The 19,226-nt window shown below is 50.4% G+C and carries 18 protein-coding genes; 3 read left to right on the top strand and 15 right to left on the bottom strand.

The features are described from left to right. Positions 1 to 221: 221 nt before the first annotated feature. The 3 genes from ACR02O_RS11010 (at position 222) to ACR02O_RS11020 (ending at position 5,415) form a co-directional block, all read left to right on the top strand. Positions 222 to 2,525 (top strand): PAS domain S-box protein, encoded by a 2,304-nt coding sequence (locus tag ACR02O_RS11010; protein WP_494523387.1) that lies wholly within the window; start codon positions 222 to 224, stop codon positions 2,523 to 2,525. A gap of 16 nt (positions 2,526 to 2,541) precedes the next feature. Then, complete coding sequence (locus tag ACR02O_RS11015; protein ID WP_101051866.1) at positions 2,542 to 5,040, top strand: GGDEF domain-containing response regulator; 2,499 nt, start codon at positions 2,542 to 2,544, stop codon at positions 5,038 to 5,040. 174 nt (positions 5,041 to 5,214) lie between these two features. Beyond that, positions 5,215 to 5,415 carry a hypothetical protein gene (locus ACR02O_RS11020; protein ID WP_101051867.1) on the top strand — a complete coding sequence of 67 codons (201 nt, stop codon included), beginning with the start codon at positions 5,215 to 5,217 and terminating at the stop codon, positions 5,413 to 5,415. 3 nt (positions 5,416 to 5,418) lie between these two features. On the opposite strand, the gene ACR02O_RS11025 is transcribed toward ACR02O_RS11020, so the two are convergent. The 15 genes from ACR02O_RS11025 to ACR02O_RS11095 form a co-directional block, all read right to left on the bottom strand. Continuing rightward, positions 5,419 to 6,360 (bottom strand): YbgA family protein, encoded by a 942-nt coding sequence (locus tag ACR02O_RS11025; RefSeq protein ID WP_101051868.1) that lies wholly within the window; start codon positions 6,358 to 6,360, stop codon positions 5,419 to 5,421. An 11-nt stretch (positions 6,361 to 6,371) separates the two neighbouring features. Continuing rightward, positions 6,372 to 6,890, bottom strand: coding sequence for a lipocalin family protein (locus ACR02O_RS11030; RefSeq protein ID WP_101051869.1), 519 nt, complete (start codon positions 6,888 to 6,890; stop codon positions 6,372 to 6,374). Between the two features lie 3 nt (positions 6,891 to 6,893). Beyond that, positions 6,894 to 8,285 (bottom strand): cryptochrome/photolyase family protein, encoded by a 1,392-nt coding sequence (locus ACR02O_RS11035; protein WP_494523388.1) that lies wholly within the window; start codon positions 8,283 to 8,285, stop codon positions 6,894 to 6,896. 4 nt (positions 8,286 to 8,289) lie between these two features. After that, positions 8,290 to 8,799 carry a hypothetical protein gene (locus ACR02O_RS11040; RefSeq protein ID WP_171694852.1) on the bottom strand — a complete coding sequence of 170 codons (510 nt, stop codon included), beginning with the start codon at positions 8,797 to 8,799 and terminating at the stop codon, positions 8,290 to 8,292. 20 nt (positions 8,800 to 8,819) lie between these two features. Further along, entirely contained in the window at positions 8,820 to 9,731 is a 912-nt protein-coding gene (locus ACR02O_RS11045) for a TIGR01777 family oxidoreductase (protein WP_494523389.1), read from the bottom strand. Positions 9,732 to 9,790: 59 nt separating this feature from the next. Then, positions 9,791 to 10,426 (bottom strand): protein-methionine-sulfoxide reductase heme-binding subunit MsrQ, encoded by a 636-nt coding sequence (gene msrQ / locus ACR02O_RS11050; protein ID WP_253734397.1) that lies wholly within the window; start codon positions 10,424 to 10,426, stop codon positions 9,791 to 9,793. Positions 10,427 to 10,431: 5 nt separating this feature from the next. Beyond that, positions 10,432 to 11,388: a protein-methionine-sulfoxide reductase catalytic subunit MsrP gene (gene msrP / locus ACR02O_RS11055; protein WP_494523390.1), complete on the bottom strand. Its 957-nt coding sequence runs from the start codon at positions 11,386 to 11,388 to the stop codon at positions 10,432 to 10,434. 35 nt (positions 11,389 to 11,423) lie between these two features. Then, positions 11,424 to 12,254, bottom strand: coding sequence for a sterol desaturase family protein (locus ACR02O_RS11060; RefSeq protein WP_033156705.1), 831 nt, complete (start codon positions 12,252 to 12,254; stop codon positions 11,424 to 11,426). Between the two features lie 37 nt (positions 12,255 to 12,291). Beyond that, on the bottom strand, positions 12,292 to 12,747 hold the full coding sequence (locus ACR02O_RS11065; protein WP_101051876.1) for a PAS domain-containing protein: 456 nt from the start codon (positions 12,745 to 12,747) through the stop codon (positions 12,292 to 12,294). A gap of 42 nt (positions 12,748 to 12,789) precedes the next feature. Continuing rightward, positions 12,790 to 13,275 carry an SRPBCC family protein gene (locus tag ACR02O_RS11070; RefSeq protein ID WP_205453956.1) on the bottom strand — a complete coding sequence of 162 codons (486 nt, stop codon included), beginning with the start codon at positions 13,273 to 13,275 and terminating at the stop codon, positions 12,790 to 12,792. A gap of 166 nt (positions 13,276 to 13,441) precedes the next feature. After that, positions 13,442 to 13,861: a hypothetical protein gene (locus tag ACR02O_RS11075; RefSeq protein ID WP_240617960.1), complete on the bottom strand. Its 420-nt coding sequence runs from the start codon at positions 13,859 to 13,861 to the stop codon at positions 13,442 to 13,444. 68 nt (positions 13,862 to 13,929) lie between these two features. Further along, entirely contained in the window at positions 13,930 to 15,834 is a 1,905-nt protein-coding gene (gene ftsH, locus ACR02O_RS11080; RefSeq protein WP_494523391.1) for an ATP-dependent zinc metalloprotease FtsH, read from the bottom strand. Between the two features lie 17 nt (positions 15,835 to 15,851). Then, entirely contained in the window at positions 15,852 to 16,718 is an 867-nt protein-coding gene (gene hflC, locus ACR02O_RS11085) for a protease modulator HflC (protein ID WP_033156700.1), read from the bottom strand. Next, positions 16,715 to 17,878, bottom strand: a complete 1,164-nt coding sequence (gene hflK / locus ACR02O_RS11090; RefSeq protein WP_458137169.1) for an FtsH protease activity modulator HflK — start codon at positions 17,876 to 17,878, stop codon at positions 16,715 to 16,717. Before hflK ends, hflC begins: the two co-directional genes overlap by 4 nt. A 50-nt stretch (positions 17,879 to 17,928) precedes the next feature. Then, the gene (locus ACR02O_RS11095; protein WP_033156698.1) at positions 17,929 to 19,188 is read right to left on the bottom strand and encodes a sigma-70 family RNA polymerase sigma factor; all 1,260 of its coding nucleotides are present in this window, start codon (positions 19,186 to 19,188) and stop codon (positions 17,929 to 17,931) included. Positions 19,189 to 19,226: the final 38 nt, after the last annotated feature.

A 19,226-nucleotide genomic window follows, 5' to 3' on the forward strand; every position in this document is an offset into this window, starting at 1 on the left:
TTCGCGGATAACGGGATTTTTCATCTAATGATCATGAAATAAGCCGCGTAACTTTGGCAAATAAAAGTTTTTTGTAGCAGAAAAACCGATAATGAATGCCATTCGGCGGACTGCCCGCACGTTCCCCAGGAGACTATTTTTACCATACTGACATTAGCACCTGATTTTGAATTATAGATTATGATTAGCCCTAGTGGCTAAACCGAGGTGGGGTACTCGCTATGCTTGAATCGAAAGCTGAAACTCTGCGGATACAAAAGCTGCACGAATACTGCATCCTCGACACGCCCCCCGAATCAAACTTTGACGACATTGTCCGGCTGGCAGCACTAATGTGCGATACGCCTTTTGCGGTGATCACACTGGTCGATAGTGACCGCGAGTGGTTCAAAGCCAAAAAGGGCATAGCGGCCAACGAACAACCCAGAGACTGCGGATTCGGCACACCAACCCTATCACACCTGGATGTGTTGGTTGTAACGCATGTCGAGCATGACAGTCGCTTCGCGGCCAATCCCCTAGTGGTTTCCGAGCCGCATATCCGTTTCTATGCGGGCAGCCCGATTCTAGTTCCCACTGGTGAAGCATTAGGCGCACTTTGTGTGTTCGACGTCGTACAGCGCGAGTTAAGCGTCAATCAACTTGATGGCCTCAAGATGCTTGCCGGCCAAGTCGGTACAGCCTTGGCGCTTAGACAGAAGGAAAAAAGCCGGTCGGACATCCTGGAAAAACCCACGGCCCAAGCCTTGCCGGCTGACTTGGGCCGGCAAGATACAGCGCACAACGCCGAACATTTTAACGGCTCCATATTGGATTCCTTGTCAAAACAATACTGTGTGTTGGATGGAGCTGCCAATATCTTGAAAGTCAGCAGGCCTTGGCTTGATTTCGATCAGGCATACGCCGGGGATAAAGCAAGCCTTCAACCCGGACAGAATTATCTGGCCCTGCTGGACACCGGGCTGACCAACGATAGGGGCGGAAAGGCGTTCGCAGAGGGTATTAGGTCGGTTTTGAACGGCGCTTTATCCAGCTTTTCGCTTGAATATCCTTATTACACCGGTTCCGGTCAGTTATGGTTTGCAGGGAAAGTCATCCTGTTTCCCGACCAGAATTTAGCCCGGCTTATCGTAATCCATGACAATATTTCCGAATATAAACAACGTGAGGAGCGGTTGCGGCAAGCAGTGGAGTCGGCGCCGAATGCCATCGTGATGGTGAATGAGTCCGGCACCATTGTTATGGTGAATGCGCAAACGGAAGCCTCGTTCGGTTACGCGCGAACCGAACTGATCGGGCAGAGGGTGGAGATGTTGATTCCGGAACGTTTTCGCGGCGGGCATATCGGTTTCCGCCGGGCCTATCTTGCCGATCCGGTTTCGAGGCCTATGGGGGCCGGACGCGATTTGTACGGGCTACGCAAGGACGGCACCGAATTTCCGGTCGAAATCGGCCTGGGGCTGATCGAAAGCCATGAAGAAACCCTGGTGCTCAGTTCGATCGTCGACATTACCGAGCGCAAGCGCCTGGAACAACGATTCCGGCAAGCGGTGGAGTCGGCGCCGAATGCCATCGTGATGGTGAATGAGTCCGGCACCATCGTGATGGTGAATGCGCAAACGGAAGCATCCTTCGGTTACGCGCGAACCGAACTGATCGGGCAAATGGTGGAGATGTTGATTCCCGAGCGATTTCGCGACGGACATGTCGGTTTCCGCCGGGCCTACCTAGCCGATCCGGTTTCCAGGCCGATGGGAGCCGGACGCGATCTGTACGGGCTACGCAAGGACGGCACCGAATTTCCGGTCGAAATCGGCCTGGGTCTGATCGATGACGATAACGGCATCATCGTCCTCAGCTCCATCGTTGATATTACCGAGCGCCAGAGTGCCCACGATAAGCTGAAACAAACCCTCAACGAGAAAGAAATGCTGCTTAAGGAGGTCTATCACCGGGTCAAGAATAACCTACAGGTGGTGTCCAGCCTGATCAACCTCCAAGCCGGCAATGTAACGAGTCCGGAGACCGCCGATTTACTCAAACAAAGTGCTGATCGCATCAAAGCCATGGCCTTGTTACACGAAAAACTTTATCAATCCAAAGACTTGGCCAGGATAGATTTCAACGAATACATTCGTAGCCTATCCGACCATTTGCTGTTCGGCTACGGCGCGTATTCCGACAAGCTCAAGCTCAACATGAAGATAGACAATGTGTTTCTCGATGTCGATACCGCGATACCCTGCGGCTTGATCATCAACGAATTACTGTCCAATGCCATTAAGTACGCATTTCCCGGAGATCGGCGCGGCGAAATCGGCATCGCTTTCACACAGGAGCAAGGCGAATACATCCTGATAATCTCCGATAACGGCATCGGCCTTCCCAGCGAAATGGATTTCAAAAAAAGCAGCTCGCTGGGTCTGCAATTGGTTGATACCTTGACCAATCAACTCATGGGACAGATGAGCCTGGATCGGACAAACGGATCCACCTTTACTCTGCGTTTTACTAAAACTTGTTAAGCGGGAGGGGCTCCGCATGTTAGCCAGTAGAATTATGATCGTCGAGGATGAAGGCATTATTGCCATGGATATTCGTAGGCAGTTGGAAGGTTTCGGCTATGAGGTGGTCGCGACTGCTTTTTCGGGAGGCCAAGCCATTACGCTGGCCAATGAGCATAAGCCCGATTTAGTCATGATGGATATTGTGTTGAAAGGTGAGATGGACGGCATTAGCGCGGCGCATGCCATCACGGAGTCTCTGCATATTCCCGTGATTTTTCTGACGGCTTATAGCGACCCGGCTACCTTGTTGCGCGCGAAAGCCACAGGCGCATACGGCTATTTGATCAAGCCGTTCCGCCCGGATGAACTGCATGCTTCTATCGAAGTCGCGTTGTATAAGTATCAGCTGGAACGCAAGCTGAAGGAGAGCGAACAGTGGTTTGGCAAAACCCTGCACTGTATCAGTGACGCCGTCATTGCCACCGACGCTGAAGGGGTCATCCGGTTTATGAATCCGGTGGCCGAAACGATAACGGAACACAGTCTGGAACAGGCCAAAGGTAAACGGGTCAGCGAACTCATGACGCTGATAGCTGAGTCGAGCCGCAGTGTCATTGAAAACCCGGTCCTCAGTACATTACAGAATCGGACCGTGACCGGCATTGATTGCCCCACTTTGTTCGTTAGTCAGTCAGGAATGGAAATTCCGGTGGACGACGGCGCCGCCCCGATACTCGATGACGATGGAACCTTGTTGGGTGCTGTGATGGTATTTCGGGACATCACCGCCCGTCGGCAAATGGAACATTTACTGCGGGAAAGTGAAGAACGTTTCCATAGCTCATTCGAATTGGCCGCCATCGGCATGGCACTGATAGCCCTGGACGGTAGTTTCCTGCAAGTCAATAATGCCCTCTGTGAAATTTTTGGTTACACGCGGGATGAGTTGCTGGGCTCCAATCTGCAAATACTCACGCATGCAGACCATCATGATAAAGTAATAAACCTTTACTTGCGGCAATTGGTAACCGACGTACTGCCGACGTTTCAGATTGAGGTGGAGTGCCTTCATAAAATGGTCGGCAAGACCATTTGGACTATGATCAGCGCCTCGCTGGTTCGCACTGCCGGCGGCGAGCCGCAGTATTTCATTGTGCAAATTCAGAATATTTCCAACCGTAAATACGCCGAACAGCAATTGATCTATCTGGCCAATCACGACCCCTTGACCGGGCTACTGAATCGCGACCAGTTTCATAACCGCCTTACTCAAGCATTATCCACCGGTCTAAGACATAACCGTAAATTGGCCGTGATGTATCTTGATTTGGATCGCTTCAAGTTGATCAACGATACGCTGGGCCACCGCTTGGGCGATTTATTGCTGCAAGCCGTCAGCGACCGCCTGAGAGCCTCGGTGCGCTCGAACGATATTCTGGCTCGGTTGGGCGGTGACGAGTTTATCGTGTTGTTGAGTGACATCAATCAAATCGACGATGTGGCCAGAATTGCCCAAAAGACCCTGGACATCCTCACCCAGCCGTTTACCTTGGAAGGCAATGATCTTGTGGTCACCGCCAGCATTGGTATCAGTATTCATCCCGACGACGGCAAGGACAGCCATTCGCTGTTAATGAACGCCGACACGGCCATGTATTTGGCCAAGGACCGCGGTAAAAATAACTTTCAGTTTTATACCCTGGAAATGACCGAAAAATCGATCGAACGCATGAAGGTGGAACGGGGTCTGAGGCATGCCTTAGCCCATGATGAATTACGGCTGCATTATCAGCCTCAGGTCTGTACCGGCAGCGGCGTGGTGGTTAGCGCGGAAGCGCTGGTGCGTTGGCAGCATCCGGAATGGGGCTTGGTGTATCCGGACCGATTCATTACCGTGGCGGAAGAAACCGGACTGATCGTGCCTATTGGTGCCTGGGTGTTGCGTGAGGCCTGTTTACAAGCCAAAACCTGGATTGAAAATGATGGGCCGTTCGGCGGTGTAGCGGTGAACGTATCGGCGCGCCAATTCCTCGATACCAACCTGTTTCAAACAGTAAAACGAACCTTGGCCGAAACCGGCCTTAATCCCAGCGCCCTGGAACTCGAAATCACCGAATCGGCAATTATGCAGGATCCCGAGAACACGCTGCAGGTATTGCATCAATTTCAAGGGCTTGGGGTGCGGCTCAGCATCGACGATTTTGGTACAGGTTATTCCAGCTTGACCTACCTGCGCCGATTTCCGATACAAAGCGTCAAAATAGATCGATCCTTTGTGATTGATCTGCCTGGCGACGACGGCAGTAAAACCCTTGTCAGGGCCATCACCGCTCTGGCCCATGAGCTTAACTTGTCGGTCGTGGTCGAAGGGGTGGAAACCAAGGGTCAATTATCCTTTCTAACTGAGCAAAAATGCGATTCGCTGCAGGGCTACATGTTTAGCAGACCCGTGAGTGCGGAACAATTTCAACAGGATTTTATTAATTCCGGTTTTAAGACCTACCTTCCGAATACCTCAAACGATCAACCTTGAAATTAAAATTTAACAAAAACCGGTAACTTGTAAAGATGATTTAGGGGTAGAGCTGTCTTGGGTGAGGCAGCAGTTCCAATATCTCGTCAATGACTGTTTGCTGACAGGCACCACCGTTTTTGCGGCAAGGATTAAACTAGGGGTCTTTTATACAGAGGATGTGGAGGCGGGATTATGCGAAGAATCAAAGCCATAAGCTGTGTGCCCTGGGTGTTGGGCTTGTGCAGCGCTTGCAGTGCGGACTGGCCGCAGCGGCTTGGCTATCATGTGCTGCAGAACGCCGGACAATTGCAGTGCCAAAAAGCCATGGCTAACGATTGTGAACGGCGGCAAAGTTACGACGCCTATCAGCGCGAGCGGGAGCAACTGCAATAGCGGCTAAATACTGTTCAGCAACGACAGTTCCGCCGGATGCGGCAGCATGTAATAGGAGTTGTCGATAAAGTCATCCGGCTCTCTGCGGAAATGATGGCGGAGCAGGGTGAGCGGCACGATCAGCGGCAATAAACCGATTCGATAGTTTTCGATGGTTTCCACCAGTTCCTGTTTGTCGTCGCTGTCCAGCTTGTGCTTTAAATAGCCCTGGATGTGTTGCAAGACATTGACATGGTTGCCGCGGGTGGCGACGATTTTCAGACAAGTCATCAAGGCTCCGATATAGGCAGCGGCGGTGTTTTCAATGTCTGCGTTAGTGACGCCGGCAATAATTCTTCCCAGCTCGCGGGCCTGGTTTTGCTCGTGGCTCATCGCGATCAATTTATGCCGGCTGTGAAAGGTAATCAAACCATGCGCTGTTAAACCCTGCTCGCATAAGTCGCGCCAGCGGCGCATCACAAACACGCGCTGGATAAAGTTTTCCCGCAGGCCCGGATCACCCAGCCGGCCTTCTTCTTCCACCGGCAGGCTAGGGAAAGTGCGCTGTAAATAGTCGGCAAAAATGCCGGTGCCTTGCCGCGCGGGGATGTCGTTTTTATAAATTTTGACGCGGGTCATGCCACAGCTGGGCGAATCTTTTTTCAGAATGTAGCCGCACAAGCCGCCCAGCCAATCGTGTTGCCGGGCGGAGGCCTGTTTCAAGCGTTCCGTCACGTCGAAACTATGATCCTTCACGCCGACGCAACGAATGCCGTCCGGGGTTTCCCGCAACTGTACGCAGGGGCGGGGGATGCCCAAACCGGCTTCGACTTCCGGACAGAACGCTCTAAATTCGAAGTATTGGCCCAGCGTGCGTTCGATGTAGCTGTGATACTTATGCGCGCCGTCGTAGCGTACTTCTTGGCCTAACAAACAGGCGCTGATGCCCACCGAAATTTTCTGCATGCTTAATCCTGTTATTGCTTGGGGTGTTGGTCAAAAATCAGTTTATCAGTGGCAAAACCCAGGGTTTTGGCTTGTTCTATTAAATCTTTTTGGATGCTCGGTTCCAACTCCGGGCTGCGGGCCAGTATCCATAAATAATCGCGATCCGGGCCAGCGATCATCACATAGCGGTAAGCGGTTTTATCCAGGGCGATGATGTTATACGCCCCGTAAAACGGCCCGAAGAAGGACACTTTCAGGCGGCCGATGTCTGGTTTGTCGATAAAATAAGCTTTGCCTTCGGCGGTTTTTCGTTGGCCTTGCTCGGCGTCGTAGCCGCTGTTTAACACTTTGACGCCGCCGTCATCGCGCAGGCTGTATTCGGCGCTGATGTCGGTCAGGCCGCGCTCGAAGCTGTGATCGAGGCGGGCGATTTCGTACCAGGTGCCCAGATAGCGTTCCAATTCGAAGCCGTCTATCACTTTGATGCCTTCAGGAATGCCGGTGCAGGCGTATAGCAAGCTGAATAACAGTATGGGTAGATAACGCATGGTTTACGCCGCTGGCGCCGTGGTATTGCCCAGGGCTTTGAATTGGGCTTTGATTAGCTGGCTTTGTAAGCCGTGGTCAACTCTTGGCCGAGGGTAATCACCGGCTTGCGGATGCTTTTCCCATTTGTGGATGACTTCTGCCGGGAAGCGTTGCAACTCCGGAATCCAGGTCTTGATATACGCACATTGCGGATCGAATTTTTTCTGCTGTAGCCAGGGATTGAATATCCGGAAATACGGTTGCGCATCGCAGCCGGTGGAAGCCGCCCATTGCCAGTTGCCGTTGTTGACGCAAGGGTCGTAATCCAGCAAGCGTTGCGCGAAATAGCGCTCGCCCCAGCGCCAGGATACGTGTAAATCCTTGACCAAAAACGATGCGACGATCATCCGCAAGCGGTTATGCATCCAGCCGGTCTGGTTCAATTCGCGCATGGCCGCGTCCACAATCGGGAAGCCGGTTTGGCCGTTGGCCCAGGCCCAAAAATCCTCTTGGCCGTTGCGCCACAGCAAACCGTCGTAACGTCTATCAAAGGCGTGACCGAATACATGCGGAAAATGAAAGCCGATATGGGTGAAAAAATCCCGCCAATACAACTGCCGGAGCAAGGGATGGTCGGGATCGAGTTCGGCTTGGATGCTGTAAAAAGCCTCGCGTACCGAGCAACAGCCGAATTTTAAATAGGCCGAGAGCTGGCTGGTGGCGGCCATGGCCGGAAAATCGCGAACGGCAAGGTAGTTTTTGCAGTTGCCAATGATGGCTAATCGCGCCAACGCCGCTTGCCTGCCACCGGGCAATGCATTGTGGTGCGGCTGTTGCAGTTGCTGTATTACTTCCGGTTTGTGTCCGGCATAGGCTTTTGCCGATAGTTTACCCGCTGCCAAGCCTTGCGGAGCCGATACCGGCTGGAGCCGGGCTTGCCGGTGAAACGCGGTGAATACTTGATAAGGCTTGCCGTTGCTTCTTAACCCTTGCTCGGGTTCGGTCAGCAGCAAATCGGCTTGGCTGTGAAAAGCCAGATGCAGTGTTTCGCATTGTTCGCGCAGCTCGTTGTCCCGTTGCCGGCTGAACGGGCTGTAGTCGCGATTGACAAATACCGCTTCGATGCCTAAGTCCTGCTGCAAAGGCTGGAGCAGATGCGCCGGCTGAGCGTTGAAAATGTACAGCAGGGCGCCTTGCTGTTGCAGTTGTTGCTGCAAATCGCTCAGCGACTCCAGCATGAATTGCAAGCCCGGCGTGCTTTGGTAAGGATGGGTTTGGATTTGCCGGGGATCGAAGATAAAGCAGGCAATGACTTGCCCGGACTGGTTTAGTGCGGCGTTCAGAGCGGTGTTATCTTCCAGGCGTAAATCGCGGCGGAAAATGAACAGCGAGGTTTTGTAGGTTTTTTTGGCCATCGGCTCAACAGTCGCCCCAATGAATAATCATTTGTTGGCAATTAAACAGAATATTGGGGTAATACTGATAAATCACCCAGCGCAGCAGCAAATCGAAATATGCCGCTACCGTCATCAGGCGCGCCAAGGCGGCCCAAACTCTGCTGGCGCCTTTGTCGGAGCAACGCCACACGGCGCCGGTCCAGTAAATCAGCGGCATGGCCATAATAATATGGATGGTCACCCAGCTGGCGACGGTGAAGTTGCCTTCGTTAATTCGGTAGTCGATGAAAAACAATACGGCGTTGTACAGGATAAAAAACGGGTAGAACGCATCTTTTAAGCGCAGATAACCCAGCCAGCTCCATTGCAGGTAAAAATACAGCGTGGCCGGCGTGCGTTCTTCCCATTCCTGGGCGGGTGAGGGCGTCAGATAAAATACCAGCGTGCCCAATGCCAGCGCGACCAACAGCGCTTCGTACCAGGTGACGAACGAGGTAAAGGCAAATAGCAGGGAAAGACTGTCGATCAACATAAGAATGCCCGTTTTTATATCTAGGGTTTATGCAAAATATCGCGCAATGCGGTATCCAGCTGTGAATATTTAAATGCAAAGCCCTGGGCCAGTAACCGCTCCGGCAGAACGCGCTGGCTGCCCAAGACTAGCGCCGCCATTTCGCCCAGCAATAATTTAAGGGACGCTTCCGGCAGCGGCAGGAGCAGTGGCCGCTGAAGTACGCTGGCCAAGCTGGCGCTGAATTGTTGGTTGCTGACCGGTTCTGGGGCAGTGGCATTGTAGGGGCCGCGCATTGCCGGTTGATCTAGCATCGCTTCGACGATAGCCAACCAGTCGTGTAGATGAATCCAGGACATCCATTGCTTGCCATTTCCCATGCGGCCGCCTAATCCCAAGCGAAACGGTAACAACATGCGTTTCAGTATGCCACCATTATCACCCAGCACCAAGCCGGTGCGTATCAGGCAGACCCGACTGCCGAATTTTTCCGCCGCTAAGGCTGCCGATTCCCAATCCGCGCACAACTGCTGGGAAAAATCGGCAATGCTTGCGCTATTTTCAGTGAGGAACTTATCGCCTTGATCGCCGTAGATGCCGATAGCCGAACCGCTTACCAGCACAGGCGCGGGCTGCGCGGAGGAGGCTATCCAGGCCACCAACTGCTCGGTCAGTTTAATCCGGCTATCGCGCAGCAACTGCTTGCGCGCCTCCGTCCAGCGTTGGTCGAAAATACCGGCGCCCGCCAAATTGACTACCGCTTTAAACGTGGCGGCATCCGGTAAATCGGCTACGGAACTGACCGCTTGCACGCTGTTGCCGAAAGTAGCGGCGACTTTTTCGCGGCTACGACTCAGGACAGTCACTACATAGCCTTTTTGTATAAGCTGTTTGGTCAGAGCGCTGCCCAGGAAGCCGGTGCCGCCGCTGATTAAAATCGAATTTGTATTCATAAGTTCTGCTCCGGAAACTACTGACAACCAACTGCATCGCCGACTATGGGATTGCTGGCTTAATCGGCTTCGGTATCGATGGAAGTGCGGCCTTTTGGAATCATCATTTGATTTAACTGTTTGTTTTTAATCCAGATTACTGCGCGAAAACCCAGCAGCATAAATATCAGGAGCAAATAGAATAAAGGCTCGGCCAGGTTACCTTTAAGCTGCCAGAAATAATGAATCATTGCCGCACCGGCTGCTATGTAAATAAATCGATGCAGTTTTTTCCAGCTTTTGCCCAAGAGTTTTTTGGATGCTTTGGAAGAGGTAATCCCCAATGAAAAAACAATGATATAGGCAATTAATCCAAACCAGATATACGAGCTTTCGAGAATATCGATACCGATCATTCGCCAGGCAAAAACCTGGTCTACCGCTAAATAAACCAGGACGTGTAGACTGGCGTAAAAAAAAGCGAATAAACCGAATAGTTGCCGATACTCAGTCATGCCGCGCCATTTTGTGACAGTTTGCACGGGAGTAATGGCTAAGGTTATCCATAGAAATCGCAAGGCCCAATCGCCTAAACGAATATGCAATGCCTGCATTTGATTTGGGCCCAGATTATCGAAGGCAATATCGAACACTATCCAAAGTAGCGGAATAATGGAAACCGCGATAGTTAAAGGCCGCAAATTATTAATTGGCATAATCATTAGAAAAAATGCCTCAAATCCATATCACGATACAGGTGAGCGACCTGTTCGCCGTAACCGTTAAATAATTCGGTTTGCCGACGCGGGGTAAAAAAGCCGCTGCCCAATAGCCGCTCGCTATTTTGGCTCCAACGCGGATGCGGTACGTCCGGATTGACGTTGGCGTAAAAGCCGTATTCGTTGGGGGCAAACTTGTTCCAACTGCTAATGGGCGGTCTTCTCAGCAGTTCTATTTTCACGACGGCCTTGATGCTTTTAAAGCCGTATTTCCAGGGCACTACCAAACGCAGCGGCGCGCCGTTTTGCTTGGGTAAAATATCGCCATACATACCCACCGCCAGTATGGTCAAGGGATGCATGGCTTCGTCGATACGCAAACCTTCGACATAGGGCCAGTCCAGCATGGCCTTGCCGCGTTGCTTGGGCATGGTGTCCGGTTGTTGAATCGAGGTGAGCTTTACGAATTTGGCGTTTGATAAAGGCTTGGCGGCTTTCAGCAAATCGCCCAGCGCAAAGCCCACCCAGGGCACTACCATGGACCATGCTTCGACGCACCGGAAACGATAGATGTATTCCTGTAAGGTGTGCCTGCTCAGAATATCTTCCAACTGGTAGGTACCGGGTTTTTCCACTTCACCGCCGATCTCCACGGACCAGGGATCTATGCGCAGGCTTTGGGCCAGACTGGCGGGGTCTTCTTTGTTGAAGGCCAATTCGTAGTAGTTATTGTAATTTTTTGCGGCTGCCGCCGGCGTCACCACTAATTCAGGTGCTGAGAACGGGCTTTTGGGTACGGCGCTCCAAATCGGTTTTGAGTCGTCGGCCCAGCCGGTGCGGATGCTGGTGCCGGTCAGCATCATCGCCGCCATCGCTTTGATGAGGGTACGGCGTTGCTGAAAAACCAGGGGATCGGTAATTTCACTGCCGGGAATATTTTTTATTGTTTTTATAATCATGGCTTGATTACCGGTAACTTATAGAAGAAGTCCCACTATTTTTTGCCTTTCGGAATCCAGCCCATCAATTGGCGGATTTTACGTTCGGTAATAAATGCCAGAGAAAACAATTGAATAAAATTCTCGGCTTCAATCAAGTCCAATCCTATATTAGCGGGTACCAGTTCCTTGCGGGTACCAAACATCCGATCCCAAATCGCCAGCACTATGCCGTAATTGCTGTCATGTTCCGAACGCAAAGTGGAATGGTGAGTGCGGTGCAGGGAAGGGGTGATAATAATTTGGGATATGGCGGTTTCGTTGGGGACGCGAATGTTGCCGTGATGAAAAAAGATGAAAAATAACTCGATAATTTCGATGGAAAGCACTAGATAAGCATCCACGCCGATTACTACCACGAATATACATTTGTAAATTATTTCCAGAAATAAATCGAAAACATGAAATCTAAAACCGGTGGAAACGTTAAAGCATTTATCGCTGTGGTGAATTTTATGAAAGCGCCATAAGTACTCGGACCGATGGCTGGCGTAATGCCACAGGTAAATGGCCAGATCGAAAAATGCAAACGCCAGAATCCATTTAAGCGGCCCGTTACTCAGGCCGCTTAATAAGCCGTAACTGGCGAATTGTTGCGCTACCAGAAATAAGGATGAGGCTCTAAGCGCGGTTAAAATTAAATTGTTGACCAGGAAAGCCGTAGTATTGGTGACAAACGACTCTTTATAGGTTTTGGCCGGGAATGGCCGATAAGGTTTGGTTTTTTCTATGACCAGCAACAACACGAAAGCCAGTATCGCTAATCCGAATAAGGCTTCGTTAAAAAACAGGCTACTGTCGCCTTGGCTATTTGCAGTGGTGTTCATGGAAGTCCCCAATAATGAACTATTTATCGAACAGTTTTTAATTTCCTTGGATAGCGTTTAATAAATTTGTCAATTCCTTTATTTCGTTATTGGCATTTATTTGTTGGGTAATGTCGTATTGCACGCCTAAATAATAAATGACTCTATTTTTCTTATCCAATAGCGGGGTTATTTTCAAATGATTGTGGAATAAAGTGCCGTCTTTTTTATAGTTTCTTAAGGTGACTTCCACTGTTTCGTGGTTTTTCATGGCCTCCACAATTTTAAACCGCGCATCTTGCTCTCTGTCTTCACCTTGCAAAAACCGGCAGTTGTGGCCGATGATCTCGTCATGACTGTATCCGGTTAAACGTTCAAATGCCTTATTGGCATAGATAATCGGCGCGTCTTCAATGTCAGGGTCGGCTAGCGTTACGCCGTTGACGCATTCGTCCAAAATAGCGGAAAGTACTTGCGGAATCAGTCCGCTATCTTTTTCAACAATAAAAGCCATGGTTAAACTCCGGGTTTTATAATAATTATGAGTTTGTAAATGCTAGTTGCATTCTACTAATATTAAATTTCTGATGTTTTCGACGGTGTTTTCCGCACCGTCTTCGATCGCGCAACGAATTAATTTTTCAAAAGGCCGCATAAATACCTCCAACTCCAAGAACTCAAAACGAAACGTCAAGCGGGTAGGTTGACGATCTTCTTGAATGGCTTCGAGCAGATAGCTATGCTTGTAAGGTTGGGTCAATCCTTGAAAGATCAGTTTGGATTTGGGTTGATATTCAGTAATTTCAAAAACCGATTCTATTTCGCCGTTGTTGTCGTTACGAATTTGCTTGGCCTTGGCGCCGATGAATACTTCCTTGCCGTCGAGAGGTTCAAAATCGACTACTTCCACAGCCCATTTCGGATAGTTTTCAAAAAAATTTTCACCAACATAATGAAAAACATCGTCGACAGGTTTGTCTATATCGATGCAGGCCTCGCCGGCAATGGGCTTGTGTGAGTCAAACGGAAATTTGATGTGCATTTGATGTTCCCCCCTCGCGGAGCTTTCTGCTCAGCGTTGTTATTATTTTTCTGGACACGTAAAGCCAATAAAACGGTATTTAAATCTGTGCAATTAAATCACCGTCAGGCGCTTCGGCTTTTTATGTCTAATTCTAGCCCGCTTTCTAACGAAAAATTACCAATCTCTAGTTTTGCTGGTGGCGCATGGCCGCGCAGCCGCCATAAAGCAGGTGCGATAAGCCCGAATAAATAAATAATTGTCGGTAGTTTTCGTCGATTTCAATTTGATTAATCGAGCAGTAAAACTCCAGAGAGCCAATTAATAGCAGCAGAAAAACCCCTAACGCCGCCAATGCTTCCGGGCTGTTGCTTAATTTATAAAAACTGTACGCTGCGATTTGGATTAAGCACAAATAAAACATCATTAACCGCATATTGTTTGCCAATGGACCGTACAAGTCGCTGCTATCTTCAAAAAACAGGGTATTGCCGAATATGGTGGCTGCACCGCTGATCAATAATAAAATCACCGCTACATTAAAATTAATCTGCAACAACAATTGCAGGAAATTCATGGTTTTTGTGGTTATCGATTGAGTATGCATATTGCTACCTCTGAAAAAAAGATACCCTCCAGGAGTACAGCGTTTGGAGGGTACATAGAGGAGGACTTTTAGGACGCCAATATTTGTCCTTGATCCAGGTGACCACCGGTTTCTTCGTTTATTGAGTCTTCAATCTCTTCAAACGATTTGGGTTCTTCTACTTCGGGTTCCGGTGGCGCAAGTTTTTTACCTTGTAACAGTTCGTCAATCTGATACTTATCGATGGTTTCCCAATCCATTAAGGCTTGAGCCATGTTGTGCAACACTTCGATGTTTTCTTTCAGAATAGCTTCGGCGCGGTTGTAGTTAGCATCGATCACCGCCCGAACTTCTTCATCAATAGTTTGGGCCATCTTTTCGGACATTGGTTTGGACTGCGGGCCCATATAGCCGCCTTCGCTATCTCCGTAATCCATCGGGCCTAAACGGTCTGATAAACCCCACTTGGTGACCATGTTTCTAGCCAATTGCGTAGCCCGCATGATGTCGTTGGAAGCGCCGGTGGTGACCTTGTTTTTACCGTAAATCAAGGCTTCCGCTACCCGGCCACCGAACAAACTGGCGATCTGGCTTTCCAACTTATCCTTGGAGGCACTGTATTGGTCGCGCTCCGGCAAAAACATGGTGATGCCCAATGCGCCGCCGCGCGGCATGATGCTGACCTTATACACAGGATCATGCTCGGGCACGTTGCGGCCGACGATGGCGTGGCCGGCTTCGTGGTAAGCCGTCATCAACAAGTCTTCCTTGGTCATGACCATGGTGCGCTTTTCCACGCCCATAATCATTTTGTCGCGGGCTTTATCCAAATCGTTCATGGTCACGACGCGCTTTTTGTTACGAGCAGCAAACAAAGCGCCTTCATTGATCAGGTTGGCCAATTCGGCACCGGAAAATCCGGGTGTGCCGCGAGCCAGGTCGTTGATGTTCACATCTTCGGCCAGCGGGACTTTGGCACCGTGCACTCTTAAAATTTGCTCGCGGCCTTTGATGTCCGGCAAACCGACTTGGACTTGACGGTCGAAACGGCCCGGTCTCAACAAAGCCTTATCGAGCACGTCAGCGCGGTTGGTAGCGGCGATGACGATGATGCCTTCATTGCCGCTGAAACCGTCCATTTCCACCAGCAATTGGTTGAGCGTTTGTTCGCGTTCGTCGTTACCGCCGCCGATACCGCTGCCGCCCCGTTGCCGGCCGACTGCATCGATTTCATCGATAAATATGATGCAGGGTGCGCGCTTTTTGGCTTGTTCGAACATGTCTCTGACCCTAGAGGCACCGACACCGACGAACATTTCCACGAAATCGGAACCCGAGATGGAGAAGAACGGTACGCCAGCTTCGCCCGCAATCGCTCTAGCTAACAAGGTTTTACCGGTACCCGGAGGGCCCACCATCAACACCCCGCGCGGAATTTTGCCGCCTAATGCTTCGTACTTGCCCGGATCTTTTAGAAAGTCGACCATCTCCACGACGTCTTCCTTGGCTTCTTCCACGCCGGCCACGTCGGTGAAGCGCACCTTGATCTGGTCTTCAGCCATCAACTTGGCTCGGCTTTTACCGAAACCCATCTGGCCGTCGCGGCCGCCCATCGCTGCCTGCTTGCGCATGAAATACACCAGCACCATGATCAGCAGCAGGGTAGGCGCCCAAGAGATAAGGATGTTCATCAAAGTGGAGGGTTGTTGGGGCTTCTCGACTTTGATTTTCACGCCGTATTCCAGCAACTCGTCGATCATCCGGGAGTCGTTGGGGTTGTAAGTGGCAAAGCGTGTGCCGTTCTGGCGTTGGCCGTCAACGTAGTTGCCGTCTATCACCACTTCCGTGACCACTTTATTACGCACGTCTTCGATAAAGTCGGAGTACGAAATTTCATAATGCGGATCGTATTGGGGCATGTTGCGGTTCATCACCGCCGACACCACCAACCCTGCTACGAGCAGGATGGTGATAAAAATGAACATTTTTTTCATGATAGCTGTCTCCTAACTTACTTTTCGCTGGAGAAGTATTTGAAAAAGTCGGAGTTTGGTTTTAACACCAAAGTATCCTGAGTTTTTTCAAATGAGGTTTGGTATGCCTGCAAGCTGCGGTAGAACGCATAGAACTCGGGGTTTTTACCGTAGCTTTTTGCGTAAATTTCCGCGGATTGCGCATCACCGCGACCGCGAATGCTTTCCGCATCGCGCTGGGCATTGGCAACTATCACGTGTTTTTGCTTATCGGCTTCCGCGCTGATTTGCTCGGCGCTTTCGGCACCTTGCGAACGGAATTCTCTGGCGACCCGCTCGCGTTCGGCGCGCATCCGTTGATATACCGAGCTGCTGACTTCCGGCGGCAGATCGATGCGTTTGACGCGAATGTCGATCAATTCAATGCCGAACTTTTCGGCGGCCGGCGCTAATTTAGCCAGCAAGGTTTGCCTTAGTTCGTTGCGGTCTTCGGAGATCAATTGCTTGATGGTCCGTACACCGAACTCGCTACGCATGGCGTCTTTCATGATTTGGTCCAGGCGCAGATTGGCTTGAAACTCGTCGCCGCCGACCGTGGTGTAAAAGAGACCCACATCACCGATTCGCCATTTGACGAATGAGTCAACAATAACGTTCTTCTTCTCGGAGGTAAGAAAACGCTCGGATTTGGCATCCAAGGTCAGCACACGCGCATCAAATGTACTGACGTTATTGATGATGGGGGTCTTGAAATGTAGCCCGGGGGTGTAGTCGGACGTGACCATTTCCCCGAGGCGAAACAGAATGGCTTTTTCGTTTTCTTTGACGTAAAAAACCGACATATAGGCCAGTACACACAGGGTCAAACCGGCCGGAATTAAAACTTGGGTGGTTTTGCTGCTCATGGTTTGCTCCTGCTAGGGCGTAATTCGTTGCCGGTTGATTTACGAACGCCGTTTTTGTCAACGTTGTGTGGTTCTGCGCTGACTTCCGGTTCCGTATGGCTGGCAGCGGGCTGCGCATGTTGAGTCATGGTTTGCGGCAAGGGCATATACATCATCGGGCTGGATTGATCTTCGTTCAGCATGATTTTATTGGTGCTGCTGTACAGCTTTTCTTTGGCTTCCAGGTACAAACGCTTGCGGGTGATGGCTGGGCTTTTTTCGTATTCCACCAGCAATTGATCGAAACGCTCGGTTTCGCCTTTGGCTTTGGCGACTTTCTCGGCTTCGTAAGCTTCCGCTTCCTGAATAATCCGGGATGCGGCGCCGCGCGCTTTCGGAATCACTTCGTTAGCGTAGGCTTCGGCTTCGTTTATCAGGCGTTGCTTGTCTTCCCTGGCCCGAATCGCGTCTTCAAAGGCGCCTTGCACTTCTTCGGGTGGTTGTGCATCCTGCAAGTTGACACTGGCAATGCTGATGCCGGCTTTGTAAGCATCCATTGCTTCCTGGATTTGTTCTTTGATCTCGGCGACGATTTGGCTACGGCCTTCGGTTAACACGAAGTCCATATTGTTGCGGCCGATCACCGCCCGCTCCACGCTTTCAGTCAGTTGTTTCAACGTGTTTTCGTTGTTTTTGACGTTAAATAAGTAGTCGCGAGCGTTATTAATTTGATACTGCACAGCCAGACGCACGGTAATGATGTTTTCGTCGGCGGTCAGCATTAGCGATTCCTGTGGAATCACAGATGATTTGTTCACCCGGCTGGCGTCGGTATAGCCCACTTCGATAAACCGTTGTTGCTCTACGTTGACATTGGCGACGCTTTCGATAGGCGCGGGAATATGCCAATGTGGGCCGGGTAGGGTGGTTTCCGTGTAAGCGCCAAAGCGGCTTACCACGCCTCGATTGCCTTGGTCCACGATGTAAACGCCGCTGGCCAGCCAGACGACGGTCAACGTGCCACCCACCGCTGCAGCGATGTTGGTTAACGAAAACATACTCTTATGATCGTTGAAGAAGTCGCCCGCTTTGGTAGAGACGTGCTTCCACTGCTTATCCAATTCCAACTTCCAGTCGGACTGCGGCGTTTGCTTACTGGTGTTTTGTTTTTCTGATGACATAATCACTCCTCTTGTAGTGTTAGCCTGACCTGGGTCAATGATTGTTATTGTTAGCCGTCCTTGGGTTCGAGAAATAGCATAAGGTCAAAGCCAAATTGTTGTTTCAGTTTTTTTAATGCTTCATTTTGAATTTGCCTGACTCTCTCCCGAGTAACATGCAGCTGATCCGCTACTGCCTGCAAGGTCATTTCCGTGTGATCGCGCAGACCGAAACGCATGGTTAAAATCGCCGCCTGTTTTTCAGGTAGCGAAGCAACTGCTTTGTCGACATATTGAGCCAGATCCTGATCAATTAGTTCATCGAGTGGCAGACTGAATTGATGCTGCTGCATTTTTGCCATCAATTCCAGGTTATCGTCATCATCTCCTATAGACGCATCCAAAGAATGCGTGGCCTGATAGTAGCTGCTGATGGTTTTAATCTCTTGCTCGGATAAATCGCAAGCCAGTTTTAATTCTGCGATGCTCGGCCAGCGCTCATATCTAAGGTAGCAACTACGCATAGCTTCGAATACGGTGGCGGCTTTTTCGGCCAAGGCGACCGGCAAACGCACAATTTTTTCTTGTTTGACGATCAGACGGGATATGGCCTGTCTTATCCAATAAATAGCGTAAGTGGAAAAGCAGATGCCGCGATCCGGGTCGAATCTGTCTACTGCTTTGATCAAGCCCACCAAGCCTTCCTGCATCAAATCTTCAAAGCTCAGGTTACTGGTTTTGTACTTGTGCGCCACGAACGCCACCAAGCCGGTGTTGGCGGAGATCATTTCCTGGCGCAAGCTTCTTAATTCCCGTTTGGCTTTGCCCAAGCGTTTTTTGAAATCTGCGCCGTCTTCTGTGTCCGTGGTCAATATGCTCTCTGCTTGCGCCGCACTGTCCAACAAAAATACCGGTAACAAGTGCAGGCTGTACAACAAGCGATTGACTGAACGGGCGATCAGGGATTGCTGGGCAAACTCCGAACCCATAAGTTGTACAACATTCTCGGCTTGTACAACTTTGCCCTGTCCGTTATTCTCACCCCAAGCAAGTTGATGGGGTCTGTTGGCTGTCTCGGTATTGACCAGTAACTGCAGTAGCCTTTTATAGTCTTCCGAGTTCTTGGCTAATATCAGATCCGAGGAGTCCACTCCCGAATCAAGGTCGTGCAAGAACCTGTTAATTATCAAGGCGTTGGTTTGCTTGTTCTCAAGCAATAACGCTAACAGATTCTGCCTGGCCTGTTCAACTTGAACGGCAAGTGAGTTAGGTTGGGATTCTGTTATCGAATCCATCTCGCTATCAATTGGCAATGCGGCTAAGTTGGACATAATCAATTCACTTGGTTATTTAAGTTGTTGGCAAATAA

It is taken from the genome of Methylomonas sp. PHL2-19 (assembly GCF_059331595.1).

Bases quoted from the DNA above. Each gene is read 5' to 3' on its own strand.
- ACR02O_RS11010 (WP_494523387.1), top strand. From the start codon at position 222: ATGCTTGAATCGAAAGCTGAAACTCTGCGGATACAAAAGCTGCACGAA.
- ACR02O_RS11035 (WP_494523388.1), bottom strand. From the start codon at position 8,285: ATGGCCAAAAAAACCTACAAAACCTCGCTGTTCATTTTCCGCCGCGAT.
- msrQ (WP_253734397.1), bottom strand. From the start codon at position 10,426: ATGCCAATTAATAATTTGCGGCCTTTAACTATCGCGGTTTCCATTATT.
- ACR02O_RS11045 (WP_494523389.1), bottom strand. From the start codon at position 9,731: ATGAATACAAATTCGATTTTAATCAGCGGCGGCACCGGCTTCCTGGGC.
- ACR02O_RS11030 (WP_101051869.1), bottom strand. From the start codon at position 6,890: ATGCGTTATCTACCCATACTGTTATTCAGCTTGCTATACGCCTGCACC.
- ACR02O_RS11075 (WP_240617960.1), bottom strand. From the start codon at position 13,861: ATGCATACTCAATCGATAACCACAAAAACCATGAATTTCCTGCAATTG.
- ACR02O_RS11015 (WP_101051866.1), top strand. From the start codon at position 2,542: ATGTTAGCCAGTAGAATTATGATCGTCGAGGATGAAGGCATTATTGCC.
- ftsH (WP_494523391.1), bottom strand. From the start codon at position 15,834: ATGAAAAAAATGTTCATTTTTATCACCATCCTGCTCGTAGCAGGGTTG.
- ACR02O_RS11020 (WP_101051867.1), top strand. From the start codon at position 5,215: ATGCGAAGAATCAAAGCCATAAGCTGTGTGCCCTGGGTGTTGGGCTTG.
- ACR02O_RS11060 (WP_033156705.1), bottom strand. From the start codon at position 12,254: ATGAACACCACTGCAAATAGCCAAGGCGACAGTAGCCTGTTTTTTAAC.
- hflC (WP_033156700.1), bottom strand. From the start codon at position 16,718: ATGAGCAGCAAAACCACCCAAGTTTTAATTCCGGCCGGTTTGACCCTG.
- ACR02O_RS11065 (WP_101051876.1), bottom strand. From the start codon at position 12,747: ATGGCTTTTATTGTTGAAAAAGATAGCGGACTGATTCCGCAAGTACTT.
- ACR02O_RS11070 (WP_205453956.1), bottom strand. From the start codon at position 13,275: ATGCACATCAAATTTCCGTTTGACTCACACAAGCCCATTGCCGGCGAG.
- ACR02O_RS11095 (WP_033156698.1), bottom strand. From the start codon at position 19,188: ATGTCCAACTTAGCCGCATTGCCAATTGATAGCGAGATGGATTCGATA.
- msrP (WP_494523390.1), bottom strand. From the start codon at position 11,388: ATGATTATAAAAACAATAAAAAATATTCCCGGCAGTGAAATTACCGAT.
- ACR02O_RS11040 (WP_171694852.1), bottom strand. From the start codon at position 8,799: ATGTTGATCGACAGTCTTTCCCTGCTATTTGCCTTTACCTCGTTCGTC.
- hflK (WP_458137169.1), bottom strand. From the start codon at position 17,878: ATGTCATCAGAAAAACAAAACACCAGTAAGCAAACGCCGCAGTCCGAC.
- ACR02O_RS11025 (WP_101051868.1), bottom strand. From the start codon at position 6,360: ATGCAGAAAATTTCGGTGGGCATCAGCGCCTGTTTGTTAGGCCAAGAA.